Origin of the sequence: Pseudomonas canadensis, from assembly GCF_000503215.1 — a bacterium.
In the GTDB taxonomy this organism is placed as follows: Bacteria; Pseudomonadota; Gammaproteobacteria; order Pseudomonadales; family Pseudomonadaceae; genus Aquipseudomonas; species Aquipseudomonas canadensis.
In genome coordinates this window covers 208,992-225,175 of the sequence record NZ_AYTD01000014.1, presented here as the reverse complement: position 1 = coordinate 225,175, position 16,184 = coordinate 208,992, and the positions used below count along the sequence as shown (strand labels likewise).

Genomic DNA, 16,184 nt, shown 5'->3' with positions numbered 1-16,184 from the left:
TTCCCGTTACTCCAAAGTATTTAAGGATTATCGATCATGGCTGCTAAAGAAGTTAAATTCGGCGATTCCGCCCGCAAGAAAATGCTCACCGGTGTCAACATCCTGGCTGACGCAGTAAAAGCGACCCTGGGCCCGAAAGGCCGTAACGTGATCATCGAGAAGAGCTTCGGCGCTCCGACCATCACCAAGGACGGCGTTTCTGTAGCAAAAGAAATCGAACTGGAAGACCGTTTCGAAAACATGGGCGCGCAGCTGGTCAAAGACGTTGCCTCCCGTGCCAACGATGACGCAGGCGACGGCACCACCACCGCTACCGTCCTGGCTCAGGCCATCGTCAACGAGGGCTACAAAGCCGTCGCTGCCGGTATGAACCCAATGGACCTGAAGCGCGGTATCGACAAGGCGACCATCGCTATCGTTGCCGAGCTGAAAAACCTGTCCAAGCCATGCGCTGACACCAAGGCTATCGCTCAGGTAGGCACCATCTCCGCCAACTCCGACAGCTCCATCGGCGACATCATTGCCGAAGCCATGGAAAAAGTCGGCAAAGAAGGCGTGATCACCGTTGAAGAAGGCACTGGCCTGGAAAACGAACTGTCGGTTGTTGAAGGCATGCAGTTCGACCGTGGCTACCTCTCCCCGTACTTCGTCAACAAGCCAGAAACCATGGTTGCCGAGCTGGACAGCCCACTGATCCTGCTGGTTGACAAAAAGATCTCCAACATCCGCGAAATGCTGCCAGTACTGGAAGCCGTTGCCAAAGCCGGCCGCCCACTGCTGATCGTTTCCGAAGACGTTGAAGGCGAAGCCCTGGCGACTCTGGTTGTGAACAACATGCGTGGCATCGTTAAAGTCGCAGCCGTCAAGGCTCCAGGCTTCGGCGACCGTCGCAAGGCCATGCTGCAGGACATCGCCGTTCTGACCGGCGGTACCGTTATCTCCGAAGAGATCGGCCTGAGCCTGGAAAGCGCTACCCTGGAAAACCTGGGCAGTGCCAAGCGCGTGACCATCTCCAAAGAAAACACCATCATCGTTGACGGTGCTGGCGTTGAGCAGGACATCCAGGCTCGCATCACTCAGATCCGTGCCCAGGTCGCCGAGACTTCGTCCGACTACGACCGTGAAAAACTGCAAGAGCGTCTGGCCAAGCTGTCCGGCGGCGTTGCAGTGATCAAGGTTGGCGCCGGTTCCGAAGTTGAAATGAAAGAGAAGAAAGCCCGCGTTGAAGACGCCCTGCACGCAACCCGCGCAGCCGTTGAAGAAGGCGTGGTACCTGGCGGTGGCGTTGCGCTGATCCGTGCTCTGGAAGCCCTGGCCAACCTGACCGGCGACAACGCTGACCAGAACGTCGGTATTGCCGTACTGCGTCGCGCTGTTGAAGCACCACTGCGCCAAATCGCTGCCAACTCCGGCGACGAGCCAAGCGTTGTGGTCAACGAAGTCAAGAACGGCAAAGGTAACTACGGTTACAACGCTGCGACTGGCGTCTACGGCGACATGATCGAAATGGGCATCCTGGACCCTACCAAGGTAACCCGTTCCGCGCTGCAAGCAGCAGCCTCCATCGGCGGTCTGATCCTGACCACCGAAGCTGCAATCGCTGACAAGCCGAAGGCTGAAGGCGCAGCTGGCGGCGGTATGCCAGACATGGGCGGCATGGGTGGCATGGGCGGCATGATGTAAGCCAGCCTTACCCGGCTAATAAAAAACCCGCCTGCAGTAATGCAGGCGGGTTTTTTTATGGGCGACTGTTCGCTCAGCCGATTCCGCGTCGTCGCAATAGCTTCTTGAACGTCATCCCGCGGGCCAGGGTGGGTTGGCCGATAAAGAGCACACGTGCAGCGGACCACGGTGCACTCGCACTGTCGAAAGGCTCTTCGGTAGGCACATGTGCGGTTGTGCTGGGTATGGGCCGCCCCCAGTGGCAGGCCAGCAGTGAACTGGCGGCGATACACAGCGACAGCATCAACGCGGGCAAATGTTTCTTGGGGGGACGCATGAACGGGCTCTCCAGCCGGATCCAAAGGACGGGACCCAGGGTGCAGGGGCTCTCCTGGATCAGGTGGCGAGATTACGGAGAATGCCAGCGGTGCACTGTCACAGGCTGTAACACGTTGGTTACTGGGGGCGTAGGGGCAGGATCAGAGTCAGACGTGCACCGCCCAGCGGGCTGCGCGCAACGCATAATTCACCGCGATGCCATTGGGTCGCGCGCTTGGCCAGTGCCAGGCCGAGGCCGAAGCCGCTGGGCTCATCGCCGCCCATGGCCAGGCGCACAAACGGTTCGAATACCTTTTCGCGGTTTTCGGCGAGGATGCCAGGGCCGTCATCGTCCACATGTAGCACAAGATGCTGCTCATCTTCGCAGGCAGCGCTGACGCACACTTGGTCGCGGGCATAGGTAATGGCGTTGCTTAACAGGTTGCGCACGATCAAATGCAGCAAGGCGCGGTCGCCGATCAGTTGCAGATCCACCGGTTCCGTCTCCAGGCTCAGGCGGCGATGGTGCCCGTCGAGCAAGGCGAACTCCTGATGCAGCCAGTCACGGATTGGAATGGGTTCATGCTGCAGGTCGGTGGGCGCACCGGCCATCCGGGCAAAGGCCAGGCTGGCGCGGACCAGGGCTTCGAGTTCTTCCACATCGGTTTGCAAGCGTTCCTGCAGGCGCGTGCGCGTGAGGGGATCGTCGCTTTTGCTCAGCAGGGTCAAGGCGAAACGCATTCGTGCCAGAGGCGTGCGCAGTTCGTGGGAAACGGCTTGGGACACCTCCCGGTGACGCTCGCTCATGGCGGTAATGTCCTGCGCATGTTGTTGCACGGTTTGCAGCAACGGCGTCCATTCCTTGCCCATGGCCGGCAGCATGGCGTTGGGCGTGCGAGCCAGGGTGCCCAGGCAGGCATTAAGTGCTTCTACATCGGCGCTGCGCTGGCGACGTGCGCGCAGACCCAGCCACATCCATAGCACCAGGGGCAGGCCGGCCACGCACGCGGTGATGCCATAGACCGGGAATTGCAGGAGGTCCTTGACCTCAGCCGTTCCCCACATCGGGCCGAACTGGATCAGGGTCGTGTCGTCGAGCGGAAAGTAAGTGATGTCTTCATCGCTGCTCTGCGCCGGTTGTTGGTGTTTGAGCATGATCAGGGCTTCGGGTGGCAGTTCGATCGCGTCCAGTTTGACCAGGCTGATCGGGTACTGGAAGCGCGCACGCAACGCGTCCATGCGCGCTTCACGCTGCTCGGCCGGCAAGGGCTTGAGCTGCTCCGCCACCAGGTAGCCCGGCCCGGCCATCAAGCGCAAAAAGCTGTATTCGCCGACGAACACCGAGGCGTTGGCGCACAGCCACAACAAATAAAGGGTCAACGCGCCCCAGATGGTACCGGCCACGATTGCCATCCAGGGCCGCACTTTAGAGAGCATGCCGAGCGCCTTGCGGGATTTCGACAAACAGATAGCCCTGGGCCGTGATGGTCTGGATGGTCACCGGGCAATCCAGGCTCATCAGCTTCTTGCGCAGGCGCGAGACGCGCATGTCCACGGAACGATTGAGGCCGTCGTATTCCAGGCCACGCAGGCTTTGCAGGAGTTGTTCCCGGGTCAGCAACACCCCGCAATGGCGGGCGAAGATCGTGAGTAAGTCGAACTCGGCCACCGAAAACTGCAAGGGCACCTCATCGAGCCAGGCGAAATGGTTGCCGAGGTCCAATCGAAACGTGCCCCACTGGTAATACGCACGCGGGGCTTGCGGATGGCGCCGCAGCAACGAGCGGATCCGGGCCAGCAACAGCAGCGGGTCGACCGGCTTGACCACATAGTCGTCCGCGCCGACGGTGAACCCGGTCAATTGCTCGGCGTTCTCGTCCAGCGCCGTCATCATCAGGATCAAGCCGGGGTAGTGGTCGCGGATCTGTCGGCACAGCGTGAAGCCGTCGATGCCCGGCAACATTACATCCAGGATCAGCAACGCCGGCTGTTCGTCGCGTATACGCTGGGCCGCGCGGTCGCCGCGATGTTCCACCGCCACGGTAAACCCTTCGGCGCGCAGGAACTCGGCGGTCAGCGCGGCCAGAGGGCGGTCATCTTCGATCAGCAGCAGCGTGTCGGACATGAAAGGGCGTCGTCGCCAGAGAATGGGCGCAAGTGTTACGCCCTTGAATAGGGGAGGCAAGGGCCGTTTGTTTGGCGGCCATTTTAGCGCTGGCCCTGTCATCGGTTTGTGAAGCTATAGTGAAAATCTCGTTCAACTAAAATATCGGTTGAAAAGCTTAATCGACGGGTCTCACAGGCCTATCCCTGAGCCACACTTGGCCTTAAGCTGCGCGAGCCAACACGGCCGTTACCGCGTACGGAGACACTGCCCATGCGAATTCTATTGGTTGAAGACAACCGCGATATTCTGGCCAACTTGGCCGATTACCTGGGGCTAAAAGGCTATACCGTGGACTGTGCGCAGGACGGTTTGTCGGGCCTGCACCTGGCCGCTACCGAGCATTACGACCTGATCGTGCTCGACATCATGTTGCCCGGCATCGATGGCTACACCCTGTGCAAACGCCTGCGCGAAGATGCGCGCCGCGATACGCCGGTGATCATGCTCACCGCCCGCGACCAATTGGATGACCGGCTGCAGGGCTTCAAGTCCGGCGCCGATGACTACTTGCTCAAGCCGTTTGCCCTGTCCGAATTGGCCGCGCGCATCGAAGCCGTACTGCGCCGCGCCCAGGGTGGCGGTCGTCGCGCCCTGCAAGTCGCCGACCTGCATTACGACCTCGATACCCTGGAGGTGACCCGTGAAGGCCGCCTGCTCAAACTCAATCCGGTCGGCCTGAAACTGCTGGCGGTGTTGATGCAGAAGAGCCCGCACGTGCTGCGCCGCGAAATCCTTGAAGAAGCGCTGTGGGGCGACGACTGCCCGGACAGCGACAGCCTGCGCAGCCATGTCCATCAATTGCGCCAAGTGATCGACAAGCCGTTCGCCAAGCCACTGCTGCAAACGGTGCACGGCGTCGGTTATCGCCTGGCTGAGGGTCGAGATGGAGTTTAAGCAAAGCCTTGCCCAACGGATCATCATTGCCTTTGCCTTGATGAGTGCGTTGGTGGCGGGAGCCTTCGCCATGGGCATTGTCGCGACAGTGCACCTGGTGGAAGAGAAGTTGATCTCGGCGGGCCTGGGCGGTGACCTGCAACGTTTGCTGCTGATGGACACGGTCGAAGACTGGCGGCACCGGCCCGAGCCGGATCAGCTGTTTTACTTCAGTGGCGGCCCTGGCGATTTTGAGTTGCCCAAGGATTTGCGCCACCTTGAACCCGGTTTCCATGAAGTGTTCCGCGAAGCGCTGTCGTACCACGCCATGGTCGAAGTGGTCGATGGCCGGCGCTACGTGCTGCTGCAGGATCAGAGCGATTTTGAAGAGCGCGAGCGCGTGCTGTTTGCCGTGGTGCTGGTGGGTTTCGTACTCAGCCTGGCGCTGGCGGTGTTCCTGGGTTGGGTGCTGGCGCGCAAAGTCATGGCGCCGGTTGTGCGGCTGGCCCGCCAGGTGCGCCACCGTGACCAACTGCTGGGCCTGGCCCCGCCGCTGGCGCCGGACTACGCAGCGGATGAAGTGGGTGAGTTGGCCGTGGCCTTCGATGCCACGCTGGGGCGCCTGCGTCAGGCGCTGTCCCGTGAGCAGTTGTTCACCAGCGATGTGAGCCACGAATTGCGCACGCCGTTAATGGTATTGGCCAGCTCTTGCGAACTGCTGCTGGAAAACCCGGCCATTGACCAGCGGGGACGTAACCAGGTGCTGCGTATCGCCCGGGCTTGCGAAGAGATGCGCGAACTGGTGCAGACCTTTCTGATGCTGGCCCGTGCCCAGCACGATGAATCGGCCATGTCGCAGCAGGTCAACCTCGCGCAGGTGGCCGATGATCTGCTCGGCATCTGGCGCGAGCCCATCGAGCAAAAAGGCCTGGAGCTGATCTACAACCCCGGTAACCCTCTGGATACGCGCTATAACACCACCTTCCTGCACGCCGTCATGGGCAACCTGCTGCGCAACGCCCTGCATTACACCGAGCAAGGGTTTATCCGCCTGACCCTGGAACCCACGGGCTTTGTGGTGGAAGACAGCGGCGTCGGTATTCCCGAAGACAAACGTGAGGCGATGTTCGAGCCGTTTGTACGCGGCAGCGAGAAGCGTGGAGAAGGCCTGGGCCTGGGGTTGTCACTGGTCCAGCGCATCTGCGAGAACCAGGGCTGGACCGTGAGTCTCAGCACCATGGAGCCCAACGGCTGCCGCTTTCATGTGCAATTGAGTCAGGTCTAGGCCTGACTTCGCCCTCTGCCGTTATCCTGCCAGAGATCCCGGTAAATCGGCGAAGATGGCCCCATGCTATTGCTTGTGTCTGTAAAGTCTTGAAATGTATGAGATTGGACAGGACAAGTTTTTCACAACGGGTTGACCTGTTGATCACAGTGCGCTGTTTACTTTTGTAGGCATCAGCAACTGGAGATCCGTTGATGTCTACCCCGATCAAACTCGAATTTTCCGAAAAGTACGACGACGAGCACGCGCAGAATTATTTGCTCAAACATCAGGACAATCTGGCCCGTCGACTGTCTCACAAACGCGACGAGCAATTGGCCCGTGGCGCTCTGGCGATGGCCGGCGAGCCGGGGCTGGTGTTGGATCTGCCGTGCGGTGCGGGGCGCTTCTGGCCATTGTTGGCGGAAAAACCCAATCGCGTGATTATCGGCGCGGACAACTCGGCCTCCATGTTGAAGGTCGCGACGGTCGCCCAGCCCGCTGACGTCGTGAAACGGGTACGACCTTTGCAGACTTCTGCTTTTGATATCGATCTACCGGATAACGCTGTCGACAGTATTTTCTGCATGCGCCTGATGCACCACATTGGTGATCCAGCGCATCGGTTGGCGATACTGCGGGAGTTTCAGCGTGTTACACGTGACAGCGTGATCCTTTCGCTGTGGGTGGACGGCAATTTCAAGGCCTGGAAGCGCAAGCGCACCGAACTGAAACGTCGCAAGAAGGGTGAGCAGGAAGGTTACCAAAACCGGTTTGTGTTACCGGCTGCTACTGTTGAAGCAGAATTCGAGGAAGCCGGTTTTCGTGTCCAGGAGTCCCTGGACTTCATTCCGCTCTACGCCATGTGGCGAGTGTATGTATTGCGCAAGAGGTAACAGGATGGCAGTTGAGTGCATAGCAGGCAGTCATGTAGCTCCCGAAGAACGATTTGATTACTTCTGGCGCCAGCAGGGCGAGTGGGTTGAAGAACCCAACCGTCGGCGAGGTGGAGAAAGCGGCGTGCAGCGCGTGATGAGCGCCAATGGACGTTTGCTTTACAGCAAGCGTCAGACCGGACATATCTACCGCAGTTGGTTACATCCGTTTGGCCGTCCCACCGTGTTGCGTGAGCGGGATGCGATCAAGGGCCTGCGCCTGTTGGATGTACGCGTGCCCGAAATGGTTTTTTGCGAGGCGCGCCGCGACCCTGAGCACCGCTGGCAGGCACTGCTGGTGACCGCAGCCCTCGACGGCTTCGACGAAATCGAAAACTGGTACGCCGCCGGTGGTCGTGAACAGTACGGCGAGTTGGTGCATGAGCGCGTGCTCAAGGAATTGGCCGGTACCCTGGCGCGTATGCATCGTGGGCGCTGGCAGCATGGTTGCCTGTACATCAAGCACATTTTTGTAAGGGTGACCGGCCAGGGCGACTCGGCCAACGTCGAAGTGGCGCTGCTGGATTTCGAGAAATGCCGCCAGCGCTTGACCGCTTATCGGGCCGCTTCCCATGACATGCTGCAACTGCGCCGCCATTCGTCGTGGAATGACGCGGACTGGAAGAAACTCAGCTACTTTTACGAGACGGCGTTTGGCAGCGCTATCAAGGGTTTAACCAGATGAAGCTAGAAATAGCACGAGGTTTGTTTTTGGTCGGGGCGCTGGGTGTTGCAGCCTTGGCGCTGGCGGCCTGGGAACAGCCTCGCACACAGGTGCTCAGTGCAACGCAGGGTGGCGCGCAATGTCTGTTGCCGCGCGTCGCCAAGGCGAGCACTGCGGCCAAGCCTGATCATGAGTTGTTGCTGTTCATGTTCGGCATGTCTCAAGGGATGAGGCCACAGAGTTGAAACGATTCAAACCCCCAGGAAAGGGCCTTGCGATGCGAGGCCCTTTTTTTTTCACCAAATTTTATCTGCTTTGGCCTGCGGTCTATAGACATAAACCCGTCAAATCAGATGCAGATGGTTATCCCAGAGCCCTGCCGGCAATTCCAACGGTTTTGCTACCAACGGTTTCTGGCGGCAATCGTAGAACCGGCAACGGCCTTGGCCGGAGGTCACGATAAAGCCGTCCTCGACTGCGCCGACTCCAGCACAGTCGGGCAGCGGTCCATCCAGGCGCAACTCGCCACTGTCCATGTCCCAGATAAAGAAGCGGTTGCCCCGAGGAGCCGTCAACGCGACCAGGCGCAACTCGCTGTGCACCGCGACGCTGGCGGTGTAGTGCCCCATGGCCTGCAACTGCTCATCGGCCACCGGGAACGCCACGAATGGCTGGCCCGGCCGTTTGATTGCCAACAATTCGGAACGCTCCTGTGACGCCCCCATGAACTGCTGCCCGGTAAGGATGGTACCGTCGCTGGCGATCCCCATATGGCGCACGCTGTTCATCTGCTGGCCCAGGGTTTCCTTGCTGATCAGCGTGCCATCGCGGTGCATCAGCACCAGGCTTGGCTCCATGGCGTTGAGGTTCATTTCCACGCGGCTTTCGGCTTCGGTGCGAATGCCGCCGTTGGCGACCACCAGCGTCTCACCGTCGGGCATCCACGACACTTGGTGCGGGCCGATGCCGTGGGTGGAGATCTCGCCGGTATGCACCAACCGCTCGCCTTCGAACCTGTACACGCCGAGCAGGCCACGGCCGGGGTCGGTCGTGTCGTTCTCGGTGGCGTACAGCCAGTCGCCGCTCTTGTGAATGACCGCGTGGCCATAGAAGTGGCGATTGGCCTTGGAGGTGATGGTTTGCAGCAGCGTGCCATCGCGCAGGTCGATCAGGTAACTCTCGGTGCCCGGGCGACGGGCGACAAACAGCGCAATCGGCAGCGTAGGGTGGTTGATGATGTCGTGGCAGCGTTGGCCGACCTGGGTAGCAAACACTTGCTTGCCGTCCAGGTGATAGCCCACGGCGTAGTGCTTGCCGTCTGCATCATCCCGCGCCGACAGCAGCAGCGGGCCCTTGTCTTTCCCTTTGAACAGCGTCCAGCCGCCCAAAGTGAGTGCACTGAGCAGCACGCTGCCAACCGCCAAAGCCTGTCGCCTGAGCATCATCAGTCACCGTCGTTGGCGTTAAAGCCCAGTTGGATACCCAGCGCCTTGGCCAATTCGCCTTCGTGCAGGCGGTGGACGACGTTGAGGCTGTCGTAGATATCGTTGAGCTGCTGGCGCCCGGCGTCGTCGGCCAGCAGTTCATTGAGGGTGCGCTGGTTGCTGGCGAACAGTTTGAGGGACGCGGCATAGGCGGCGTCGATCTTGTCGGCCAGCGGCTTCTGTTCGGACGGCAGCAGGCCACGCAGGCCTTTGTTGTCGACGCCGACCCATACGGTCTGGGCGGCGGCGAGGCTGGCTTCGAGGCTTTGCAGGGACGACTGGCTGCGCCATGCATCGGCTTGGAATGGCTGCGGGATGCCCTTGGTCTGGCGGCCCATCGGCGTGCCGAGTTTTTTCTTCAGGGTGTCCAGTGCGGTCACTTGAACGCGCAGCAGATCGGCAATGGCTTCGTGGGAATCGGCGTAACGCTGGTTCGGAAACTTGGTCATCTGCGCCAGCATGCCGTCGGTGCTGTTCCAGCTGGCCAGGATTTCTTCGGCCAGGGCCTTCTGACGGTCGCCGATGGCCACCAGCAGCGGGCAGTAACGGGCCTTTTGTGCGTCGTCGGCAATATCGGTCTTGGCGTCATAGAGGATGTATTCGTAGGCCGACAGGCCTTGCACCACCACGCTGGACTTGGCCAGGGCGGCGCCATCGATCTGCGGTTGGCTGGCGACCAACTGCTCGACCTGGCGGCCGACCAGGTTCTTCTTGTCTGGCCAGAACTGCACCTGCCACGAACGGTTGCCTTCGGCCAGCGGGCCGATCAACAGCGGTTGCAGCTCGGCCCAGGCCTTTTGCGCATGCAGGAAGTCGGCACGGGCAGTGTCCAGGCTCTCTTTGCCTTGGCAGTAGGCCAGGGCGCTGACGGCCAGTTGGCGGTCGGCTTCGACCCAACGGCTGTAGGTCGGCAGGATCACTTGCTTGGCAATGGCCGCCGAGGTCACCGCTTGCGGGTCTTGCGGCGAGCAGGCGCCGAGGGCGAGGGCGGCCAGGCTGGTGAACAACAACTTGGGACGGAACATGTCGAGCTCCCTTCTGTAATTGGGGCGAAGCTTATAAAGAATTCAGGAACGCCAGCAACGCAGCGCGCTGCTCGGCATTAAAGGACAACACATGCTGCTGCGCCGCTTGTGCTTCACCGCCGTGCCACAGCACGGCCTCCAGCGGGTTGCGGGCGCGGCCGTCATGCAAGAACTGGGTGTGGCCACTCACGGTTTGTGTCAGGCCGATGCCCCACAACGGCGGCGTGCGCCAATCGCGGCCACCGGCTTTGAATTCGCTACGGTTGTCGGCCAGGCCTTCGCCCATGTCGTGCAACAGCAGATCGCTGTACGGACGAATCACTTGGTTGGCCAGCTCAGGTTCAGCGGCATTGGCCGCCGTGGTGAACACGGGTTTGTGGCAACCCTGGCAACCGGCCTGGTAGAACAGGTTTTTGCCGGCCAGCACCTGCGGCGTGTTGACGCCACGGCGCGCCGGCACGGCGAGGTTACGGGTATAGAACAGCACCAGGCGCAGGATGTTGTCGCTGACTTCCGGCTCGCCATCGGGGCCATTGCCGTTGGGGGCCTGTTTGCAGGCGACTTGGGCATCGGTGCAGTCATCGAAGGGTCTCAACGAGGTGGTGAGGCCCATATCACCAGAAAACGCGTGAACATTTTGTTGATTGAGGTTGGGTTGCCCGGCTTTCCAGCCAAATCGCCCGAGCACGGTTTTTTGCTGCGCGTCGTCCCAGACCCAATTGGCGCGGCCGACGATGGCTTCTTTGTCGGCGGTCTTCGGGTTGGTGTTGCGCAGGATATCGGCGTCGCTGATGGCTTCGAGCAGGCCCAGGCCGATCATGGGCGGGGCGATGCGTGCGGAAAAACGCGTATCCGGATGCATCGGGCCGTAGCCGAGCTGGGTGATTTGCAGGTCCGGCTTGCGCAACTCGACCACCGTGCCGTCCTCGAACGTCACGTTGACCGGTGTGTAGTCGACTCGCACCTTGCCTTCAGGCAGCACGCCTGGCACGGCCATGTCCTGCAGTTGCCCGCCGTAGACCGGCTCGGGCACCACGCCGACCTGTTCGATGAGCTTGGCATACGGCGCTGCATCCGGAATCGACAGGCGTACCAGCATCGACACCGCATTGGGGGCGTCGGGCAATGGCGGATGTCCCCGTCCGTCTTTTATATGGCAGTTCTGGCACGCATTGGTATTGAACAGTGGGCCCAAGCCATCACGCGCGGTGGTAGTGGACGGCGCGATCACCCAGGGGCTGCGAAAGAAGCTGTTGCCCACGCTGAAGTCCAAGCGGCGGGTGGGCGACAGGTTGGCCGAGGGCAGGGAAAATGCATTCTGGTCGCGCTTGTTCACCGTCGCAGCGCCGCCCGCCCGTGATTCACCCGGCTCGGCCTTGGTAAACCTGGGCGCGTCATCGCAGGCGCTCAGGCTCAAGGCCAGCACGGCTGCGGACAGGCGAAAAAGCGAACGGAACATCGAGTTTCCCGGACGAAGACGAAAAATAAGGTCGCAAAGTCTAACAGGGCGTGGCGCAATGAATAAGAGCAATTATCGTTTGGTCGAATCCGATTCATTCCCGCTAGAATGGCCGCACATTTTTCTCTGGAGGTGGCCAATGCAGGCTCTCGACGCTTTGCTCAACCGTGTTTCCGTGCCGCGTCTGCTGGAACCGGCGCCGACCCAGGAGCAGCGCGACGTGCTGTTCGCCGCCGCCATGCGCGCGCCTGACCACGGCCAACTGCGCCCTTGGCGTTTCCTCACGGTTGAAGGGGCTGCCCGTGAGCAAATGGGCACGCTGCTGGCCGAAGCCGCACGCCTGCAGGACGCCGATGCGCCGCAAGCCGCCATCGACAAGGCCCAGAACGGCCCGTTGCGTGCGCCGTTGGTGGTGGTGGTGATTGCCCGTTTGCAGGAACATTTCAAGGTGCCGAAATCCGAACAATTGCTGGCAGCCGCCTGTGCGGCTCACGGCATCCTGCTGGCGGCGTATGCCCAGGGGATTGGCGCCGTGTGGCGCACGGGTGAACTGTCCTACTCGGCCCACGTTGCCAAAGGCCTGGGCCTTGCGGCCGACGAGGAAGTGATTGGCTTCCTCTACCTGGGCACGCCGCAAAACCCGCCGCGTACCGCGGCTAAAGAGGATGTGGCGGCGTTTGTCCAGGCTTGGACTGGTCTCTAATGGTAGGAGCCGGCAAGCCGGCTCCTACAGGGTTTTGTGCAAGCTGTTCAGACCCTGAACTGATCCATCAGCTTCATCTGCTGGCTGGCCAACGCATTGAGTTGGCTGCTGATGGCCGCCGACTCGGTGGCCTGGCCGGTGAGGGTTTCGGTCACTGTACGGATCGCCGAGACGTTGCGGTTGACCTCTTCGGCCACGGCGCTCTGTTGTTCGGCGGCGCTGGCGATTTGCAAGTTCATGTCGCTGATCACGGTCACCGCATCGCTGATCTTGCCCAAGGCCTGCACCGCTTGATGGATCTGCCCGGCATTGCTCTGGGCCTGGCTCTGGCTTGAATGCATGGTCGCCACCACGCCACGGGTGCCGCTCTGGATGCGCTCGATCACCAGGCGGATTTCCTCCACGGAGTCCTGGGTGCGCTTGGCCAGGTTGCGCACTTCGTCGGCCACCACCGCAAAGCCACGGCCGCTTTCCCCGGCGCGTGCCGCTTCGATGGCGGCGTTCAGCGCCAGCAGGTTGGTCTGCTCGGCGATGCTGCGGATCACTTCCAGCACCGAACCGATCTGCTCGCTGTTGACCGCCAAGGCTTCGACTTCGCCCACGGCCTTGCTGACTTCTTCGGCCAGGGTGGTGATGTCGCGAGTGCTCTGCTCGATGATCGACATGCCTTCGCGTGCCGACTGATCAGCCCCGCGTGCCGCGTTGGCGGCGTTGGAGGCGCTGTTGGCGACGTCGTGGGCAGTGGCACTCATCTCGTTGGACGCGGTAGCCACCTGGTCGATTTCGCGGAACTGCACTTGCATGCCTTCGCTGGTCTGGCGCGCGATGGCCGATGACTGATCGGCGGTGCCACGGGCTTCAGTGATACTTTGCTTGATCTGGGCGATGGTCGGTTGCAGCTTGTCGAGGAAGCGGTTGAACCAGTTGACCAATTCTCCGAGTTCATCCTTCTTGGTGTAGGCCAGGCGCTGGGTGAGGTCGCCGTCGCCACTGGCGATCTCCTTGAGCATGGCGGCCACGCTGTTGATTGGACGGGTTACCCCGGTGGCGGTCAGCCAGATCAGCAGCAGACCCAGCAGCGCGGCGGCAGCGCCGACCAGCAAGGCTTTGAGCGTACCGGTGGCTTGGGCCTTGTCGAGGACGTCCTGCAGTTTCAAGGTGTCGGCCAGCATCACGTTCTTGGGCAGCTTGATCACCACGCCCCAGGATTTTGCGTCGGCAATCGGCTTGACCGGGTAGACGGCGCGGATGGTGTCGTCCTGCTCGCGGATCATGGGTGACTCGCTGGCCAGCAGTTGCACGATCTCCTTGCCTTCGGCGGCGAGAATGTCGATCAGATTTTTGCCGACCTTGTCCGGCTGACCGCTATACGCCGCGATCAGGCCGGTACTGGACAGGATCTCCAGATGCGCCGCGCCGTCGAAGAGTTCTTTTTGCGCCGCGTCCGTCACTGCTTGCAGGGTGTTGAGGGCGATGTCGATACCGACCACGCCGATGACTTTGCCGTCCACGATCAGCGGCAAGGCAATGGTGGTCATCAGCATCTGCTTGCCGGCCACTTCATCGGCGTAGGGGTCGAGCAGGCACACTCTGCGCGTATCACGTGGGCAGGTGTACCAGATGTTGTAGGGCGTGCCGCTGAGGTTGGGGGTGGTCTTGGTCAGGTCTTCTTCAACCATGATGGTGTTCAGCCCTTCACCGCCGGCGCGGCTCCAGTAGCTGGAAAAACGGCCTTTTTCGTTGGACACGCGGGCCTTGTCGCCGACGAATTCGCTGTCCTTGCCATCCAGTCCATTGGGCTCGAACGACAGCCAGATACCCAGCACTTTGCTGTTGCGCTCGAAGGTGGTCTTGAGGCTCTGGTTGAGTTCTTCCCGCAAGGCAGCGGGTTCCAGGGACCGTTTGGCTGCCAGGGCGCGCAGGTCCTTGACTTGGTCGGCGAGGGCCGTCACCACCAACAGGTTTTCGCCAAAGGTTTTCTGCAATTGCACGGCCTGTTCGGCGGCTTTGGATTGCAGCAGGTTTTGCACACTGTTAGTGAGCATTCGCGAGCTTGAATCGCTGATCAGCTGATCGTTCTGATTGGTTTCGTAGAGGTTGATGCTGATGATCAGTGCGATGACCCCCAAGAGGCAAAGGCCTGATAGCAGCACGATTTTCAAGCGAATGGAGAGGGTGTCGAACATAGGTTCACTCACGAATGGACTTGTTGGAAGGCACGCAGTGCAGGCCAAGTCCATTCAGCGCTATGTCTGAAACATCGGCGTCATGATTCAATTCATGAGAGAGAGGCGATGAGCGGTAGGAAATACCCTACAGGCTACATTATACGGGCGCTACAAGCCGCTCCGGACGTGACCAGATCCACAGATTGCCCAGGCTCATCCCGGCAATCGCCAGGTAGATCGGCCAGCCGTGGTCGAGCATCACCAGCATCAGGAGGGCGCACAGCAGCATGCTCACGGTGGCGCTGACTTTGGCACGACGGGCGATGATCTTGCCGTTGCGCCAATTGAACAGGATCGGCCCGAACAGCCGGTGGTTTTCCAGCCAGGCGCTGAGGCGCGGTGAGCTTTTGGTGGCGGCCCAGGCGGCGAGCAGGATGAATTCGGTGGTGGGCAAACCCGGCACGACAATCGCTATCAACCCTATGCCCAGGCTGACGTACGCCAGCAGGCCGAAGAGGATCCGGGCGATTTTCGAGGTGGATTGGGTTTTGCCGGTCATAGGTAGAGATATCACAGAGAATCAATATGAAATGAGATCTAAATGTGGGAGCGGGCTTGCTGTGGTGAGTGGGGCTTGTCCCCCGACGGGCTCACCGCCGACCCAAGGGGCTGCTTCGCAGCCCAGCGCAGGGCAAGCCTGCTCACCACAGCAAGCCCGCTCCCACATTTTTATCGCATTCCAGCCAAGAGTCAGGCCAGTTCAGGGGCGCTAGCGTACGCTTGTTCCAGCAAGACAGTGAAGCGTACAAACGCGTCGATTGCGCCTTTTTCCACCGCTGCCTCTTCTTCAGCGTTGAATTCCAGGGCATCGAGCGTACGGGTGAAGCTCTTCCAGCCTTCAGCACGGCCACCGGCCGGCTCACCCAGGTGACGGGCACCGAAGGTTTCGCTCAGGCCCAGGCCCACGGCGCGCTTGATCAGGAACGCAGCGCCCAGTTTGGAGCCTTCGGACACGAACAGCCAGCCCAAGGCTTCGGCCTTGCTCGGGTTCTTCACGGCGCCGGCGACCGGTGCAGGCACTTCGGTGTCGAGGTCGCCCAGGTCCAGCTTGGCGGCTTCGGCGCGGCAACGTGCGGCCAGGTCCGGCACGATCTTGATCAGCTCGGCATCGTTGTACAACGCCACCAACTCCGACTGGAACAGGTACTGCGCGACCACGAAACGCGCGAAATTGGCCTGGGTTTCGAACGGCGCGTGGGCTTTGACCAGGGCGTCGAGCTTGGTGTGTGGCTCGTTGGTGATCTGGTTCAGGCGCTGGGAGCGTAGGCTTGGGCGTTCTGCGGTAGGAGAAGCGGTCATGAAAAAGTCCTTGAGAAGGGGAGCGCCTGGGTGCCCTAAAGAGAGCTGTTATCAACTAGACGAACAAGAAGACGCGGCACAGTAAAAAATCCTCACCTCGTCG

At 60.9% G+C, this 16,184-nt stretch carries 16 protein-coding genes; 7 read left to right on the top strand and 9 right to left on the bottom strand.

The annotated features are described in order from the left end of the window. The first annotated feature begins 36 nt into the window (after window positions 1–36). Window positions 37–1,683, top strand: coding sequence for a chaperonin GroEL (gene groL / locus U367_RS0116155; RefSeq protein ID WP_028617795.1), 1,647 nt, complete (start codon window positions 37–39; stop codon window positions 1,681–1,683). Between the two features lie 73 nt (window positions 1,684–1,756). Here the strand turns inward: groL and U367_RS1000000131680 are convergent, their stop codons facing one another. The 3 genes from U367_RS1000000131680 to U367_RS0116145 form a co-directional block, all read right to left on the bottom strand. Further along, window positions 1,757–1,999, bottom strand: coding sequence for a hypothetical protein (locus U367_RS1000000131680; RefSeq protein ID WP_152537922.1), 243 nt, complete (start codon window positions 1,997–1,999; stop codon window positions 1,757–1,759). A 119-nt stretch (window positions 2,000–2,118) separates the two neighbouring features. Further along, a complete protein-coding gene (locus tag U367_RS0116150; RefSeq protein ID WP_028617794.1) occupies window positions 2,119–3,417 on the bottom strand; it encodes a sensor histidine kinase in 1,299 nt (432 codons plus the stop codon). Continuing rightward, the gene (locus U367_RS0116145; protein WP_028617793.1) at window positions 3,407–4,105 is read right to left on the bottom strand and encodes a response regulator transcription factor; all 699 of its coding nucleotides are present in this window, start codon (window positions 4,103–4,105) and stop codon (window positions 3,407–3,409) included. The genes U367_RS0116150 and U367_RS0116145 overlap by 11 nt, the downstream gene beginning before the upstream one ends. 252 nt (window positions 4,106–4,357) lie before the next feature. Here U367_RS0116145 and colR point away from each other — a divergent pair, with 252 nt between their 5' ends. The 5 genes from colR to U367_RS0116120 all read left to right on the top strand — a co-directional run bounded on the left by colR (window position 4,358) and on the right by U367_RS0116120 (window position 8,128). Beyond that, window positions 4,358–5,041, top strand: coding sequence for a two-component system response regulator ColR (colR, locus tag U367_RS0116140; protein ID WP_016975511.1), 684 nt, complete (start codon window positions 4,358–4,360; stop codon window positions 5,039–5,041). Further along, window positions 5,031–6,305 (top strand): sensor histidine kinase, encoded by a 1,275-nt coding sequence (locus U367_RS0116135; RefSeq protein WP_028617792.1) that lies wholly within the window; start codon window positions 5,031–5,033, stop codon window positions 6,303–6,305. Before colR ends, U367_RS0116135 begins: the two co-directional genes overlap by 11 nt. 194 nt (window positions 6,306–6,499) lie before the next feature. Beyond that, window positions 6,500–7,180 (top strand): class I SAM-dependent methyltransferase, encoded by a 681-nt coding sequence (locus U367_RS0116130; RefSeq protein ID WP_028617791.1) that lies wholly within the window; start codon window positions 6,500–6,502, stop codon window positions 7,178–7,180. Between the two features lie 4 nt (window positions 7,181–7,184). Then, a complete protein-coding gene (locus U367_RS0116125; RefSeq protein ID WP_028617790.1) occupies window positions 7,185–7,904 on the top strand; it encodes a lipopolysaccharide kinase InaA family protein in 720 nt (239 codons plus the stop codon). Next, complete coding sequence (locus tag U367_RS0116120) at window positions 7,901–8,128, top strand: hypothetical protein (RefSeq protein WP_028617789.1); 228 nt, start codon at window positions 7,901–7,903, stop codon at window positions 8,126–8,128. Before U367_RS0116125 ends, U367_RS0116120 begins: the two co-directional genes overlap by 4 nt. 99 nt (window positions 8,129–8,227) lie before the next feature. On the opposite strand, the gene U367_RS0116115 is transcribed toward U367_RS0116120, so the two are convergent. From U367_RS0116115 to U367_RS0116105, 3 genes are read right to left on the bottom strand one after another with little or no spacing between them, the layout of a single operon-like run. Then, window positions 8,228–9,325 (bottom strand): DUF1513 domain-containing protein, encoded by a 1,098-nt coding sequence (locus U367_RS0116115; RefSeq protein ID WP_028617788.1) that lies wholly within the window; start codon window positions 9,323–9,325, stop codon window positions 8,228–8,230. 2 nt (window positions 9,326–9,327) lie between these two features. Next, on the bottom strand, window positions 9,328–10,392 hold the full coding sequence (locus tag U367_RS0116110) for an imelysin family protein (RefSeq protein WP_016975505.1): 1,065 nt from the start codon (window positions 10,390–10,392) through the stop codon (window positions 9,328–9,330). 31 nt (window positions 10,393–10,423) lie between these two features. After that, entirely contained in the window at window positions 10,424–11,851 is a 1,428-nt protein-coding gene (locus tag U367_RS0116105; RefSeq protein ID WP_028617787.1) for a di-heme oxidoreductase family protein, read from the bottom strand. Window positions 11,852–11,990: 139 nt separating this feature from the next. Between U367_RS0116105 and U367_RS0116100 the strand changes: the two genes are divergently transcribed. Then, window positions 11,991–12,554, top strand: coding sequence for an NAD(P)H nitroreductase (locus U367_RS0116100; RefSeq protein WP_028617786.1), 564 nt, complete (start codon window positions 11,991–11,993; stop codon window positions 12,552–12,554). Window positions 12,555–12,601: 47 nt separating this feature from the next. Here U367_RS0116100 and U367_RS1000000132910 read toward each other — a convergent pair whose 3' ends face one another. The 3 genes from U367_RS1000000132910 to U367_RS0116085 all read right to left on the bottom strand — a co-directional run bounded on the left by U367_RS1000000132910 (window position 12,602) and on the right by U367_RS0116085 (window position 16,081). Further along, window positions 12,602–14,740, bottom strand: coding sequence for a methyl-accepting chemotaxis protein (locus U367_RS1000000132910; protein WP_028617785.1), 2,139 nt, complete (start codon window positions 14,738–14,740; stop codon window positions 12,602–12,604). A gap of 139 nt (window positions 14,741–14,879) precedes the next feature. Next, window positions 14,880–15,281, bottom strand: coding sequence for a YbaN family protein (locus U367_RS0116090; RefSeq protein ID WP_028617784.1), 402 nt, complete (start codon window positions 15,279–15,281; stop codon window positions 14,880–14,882). Between the two features lie 191 nt (window positions 15,282–15,472). After that, a complete protein-coding gene (locus U367_RS0116085) occupies window positions 15,473–16,081 on the bottom strand; it encodes a biliverdin-producing heme oxygenase (protein WP_028617783.1) in 609 nt (202 codons plus the stop codon). Window positions 16,082–16,184: the final 103 nt, after the last annotated feature.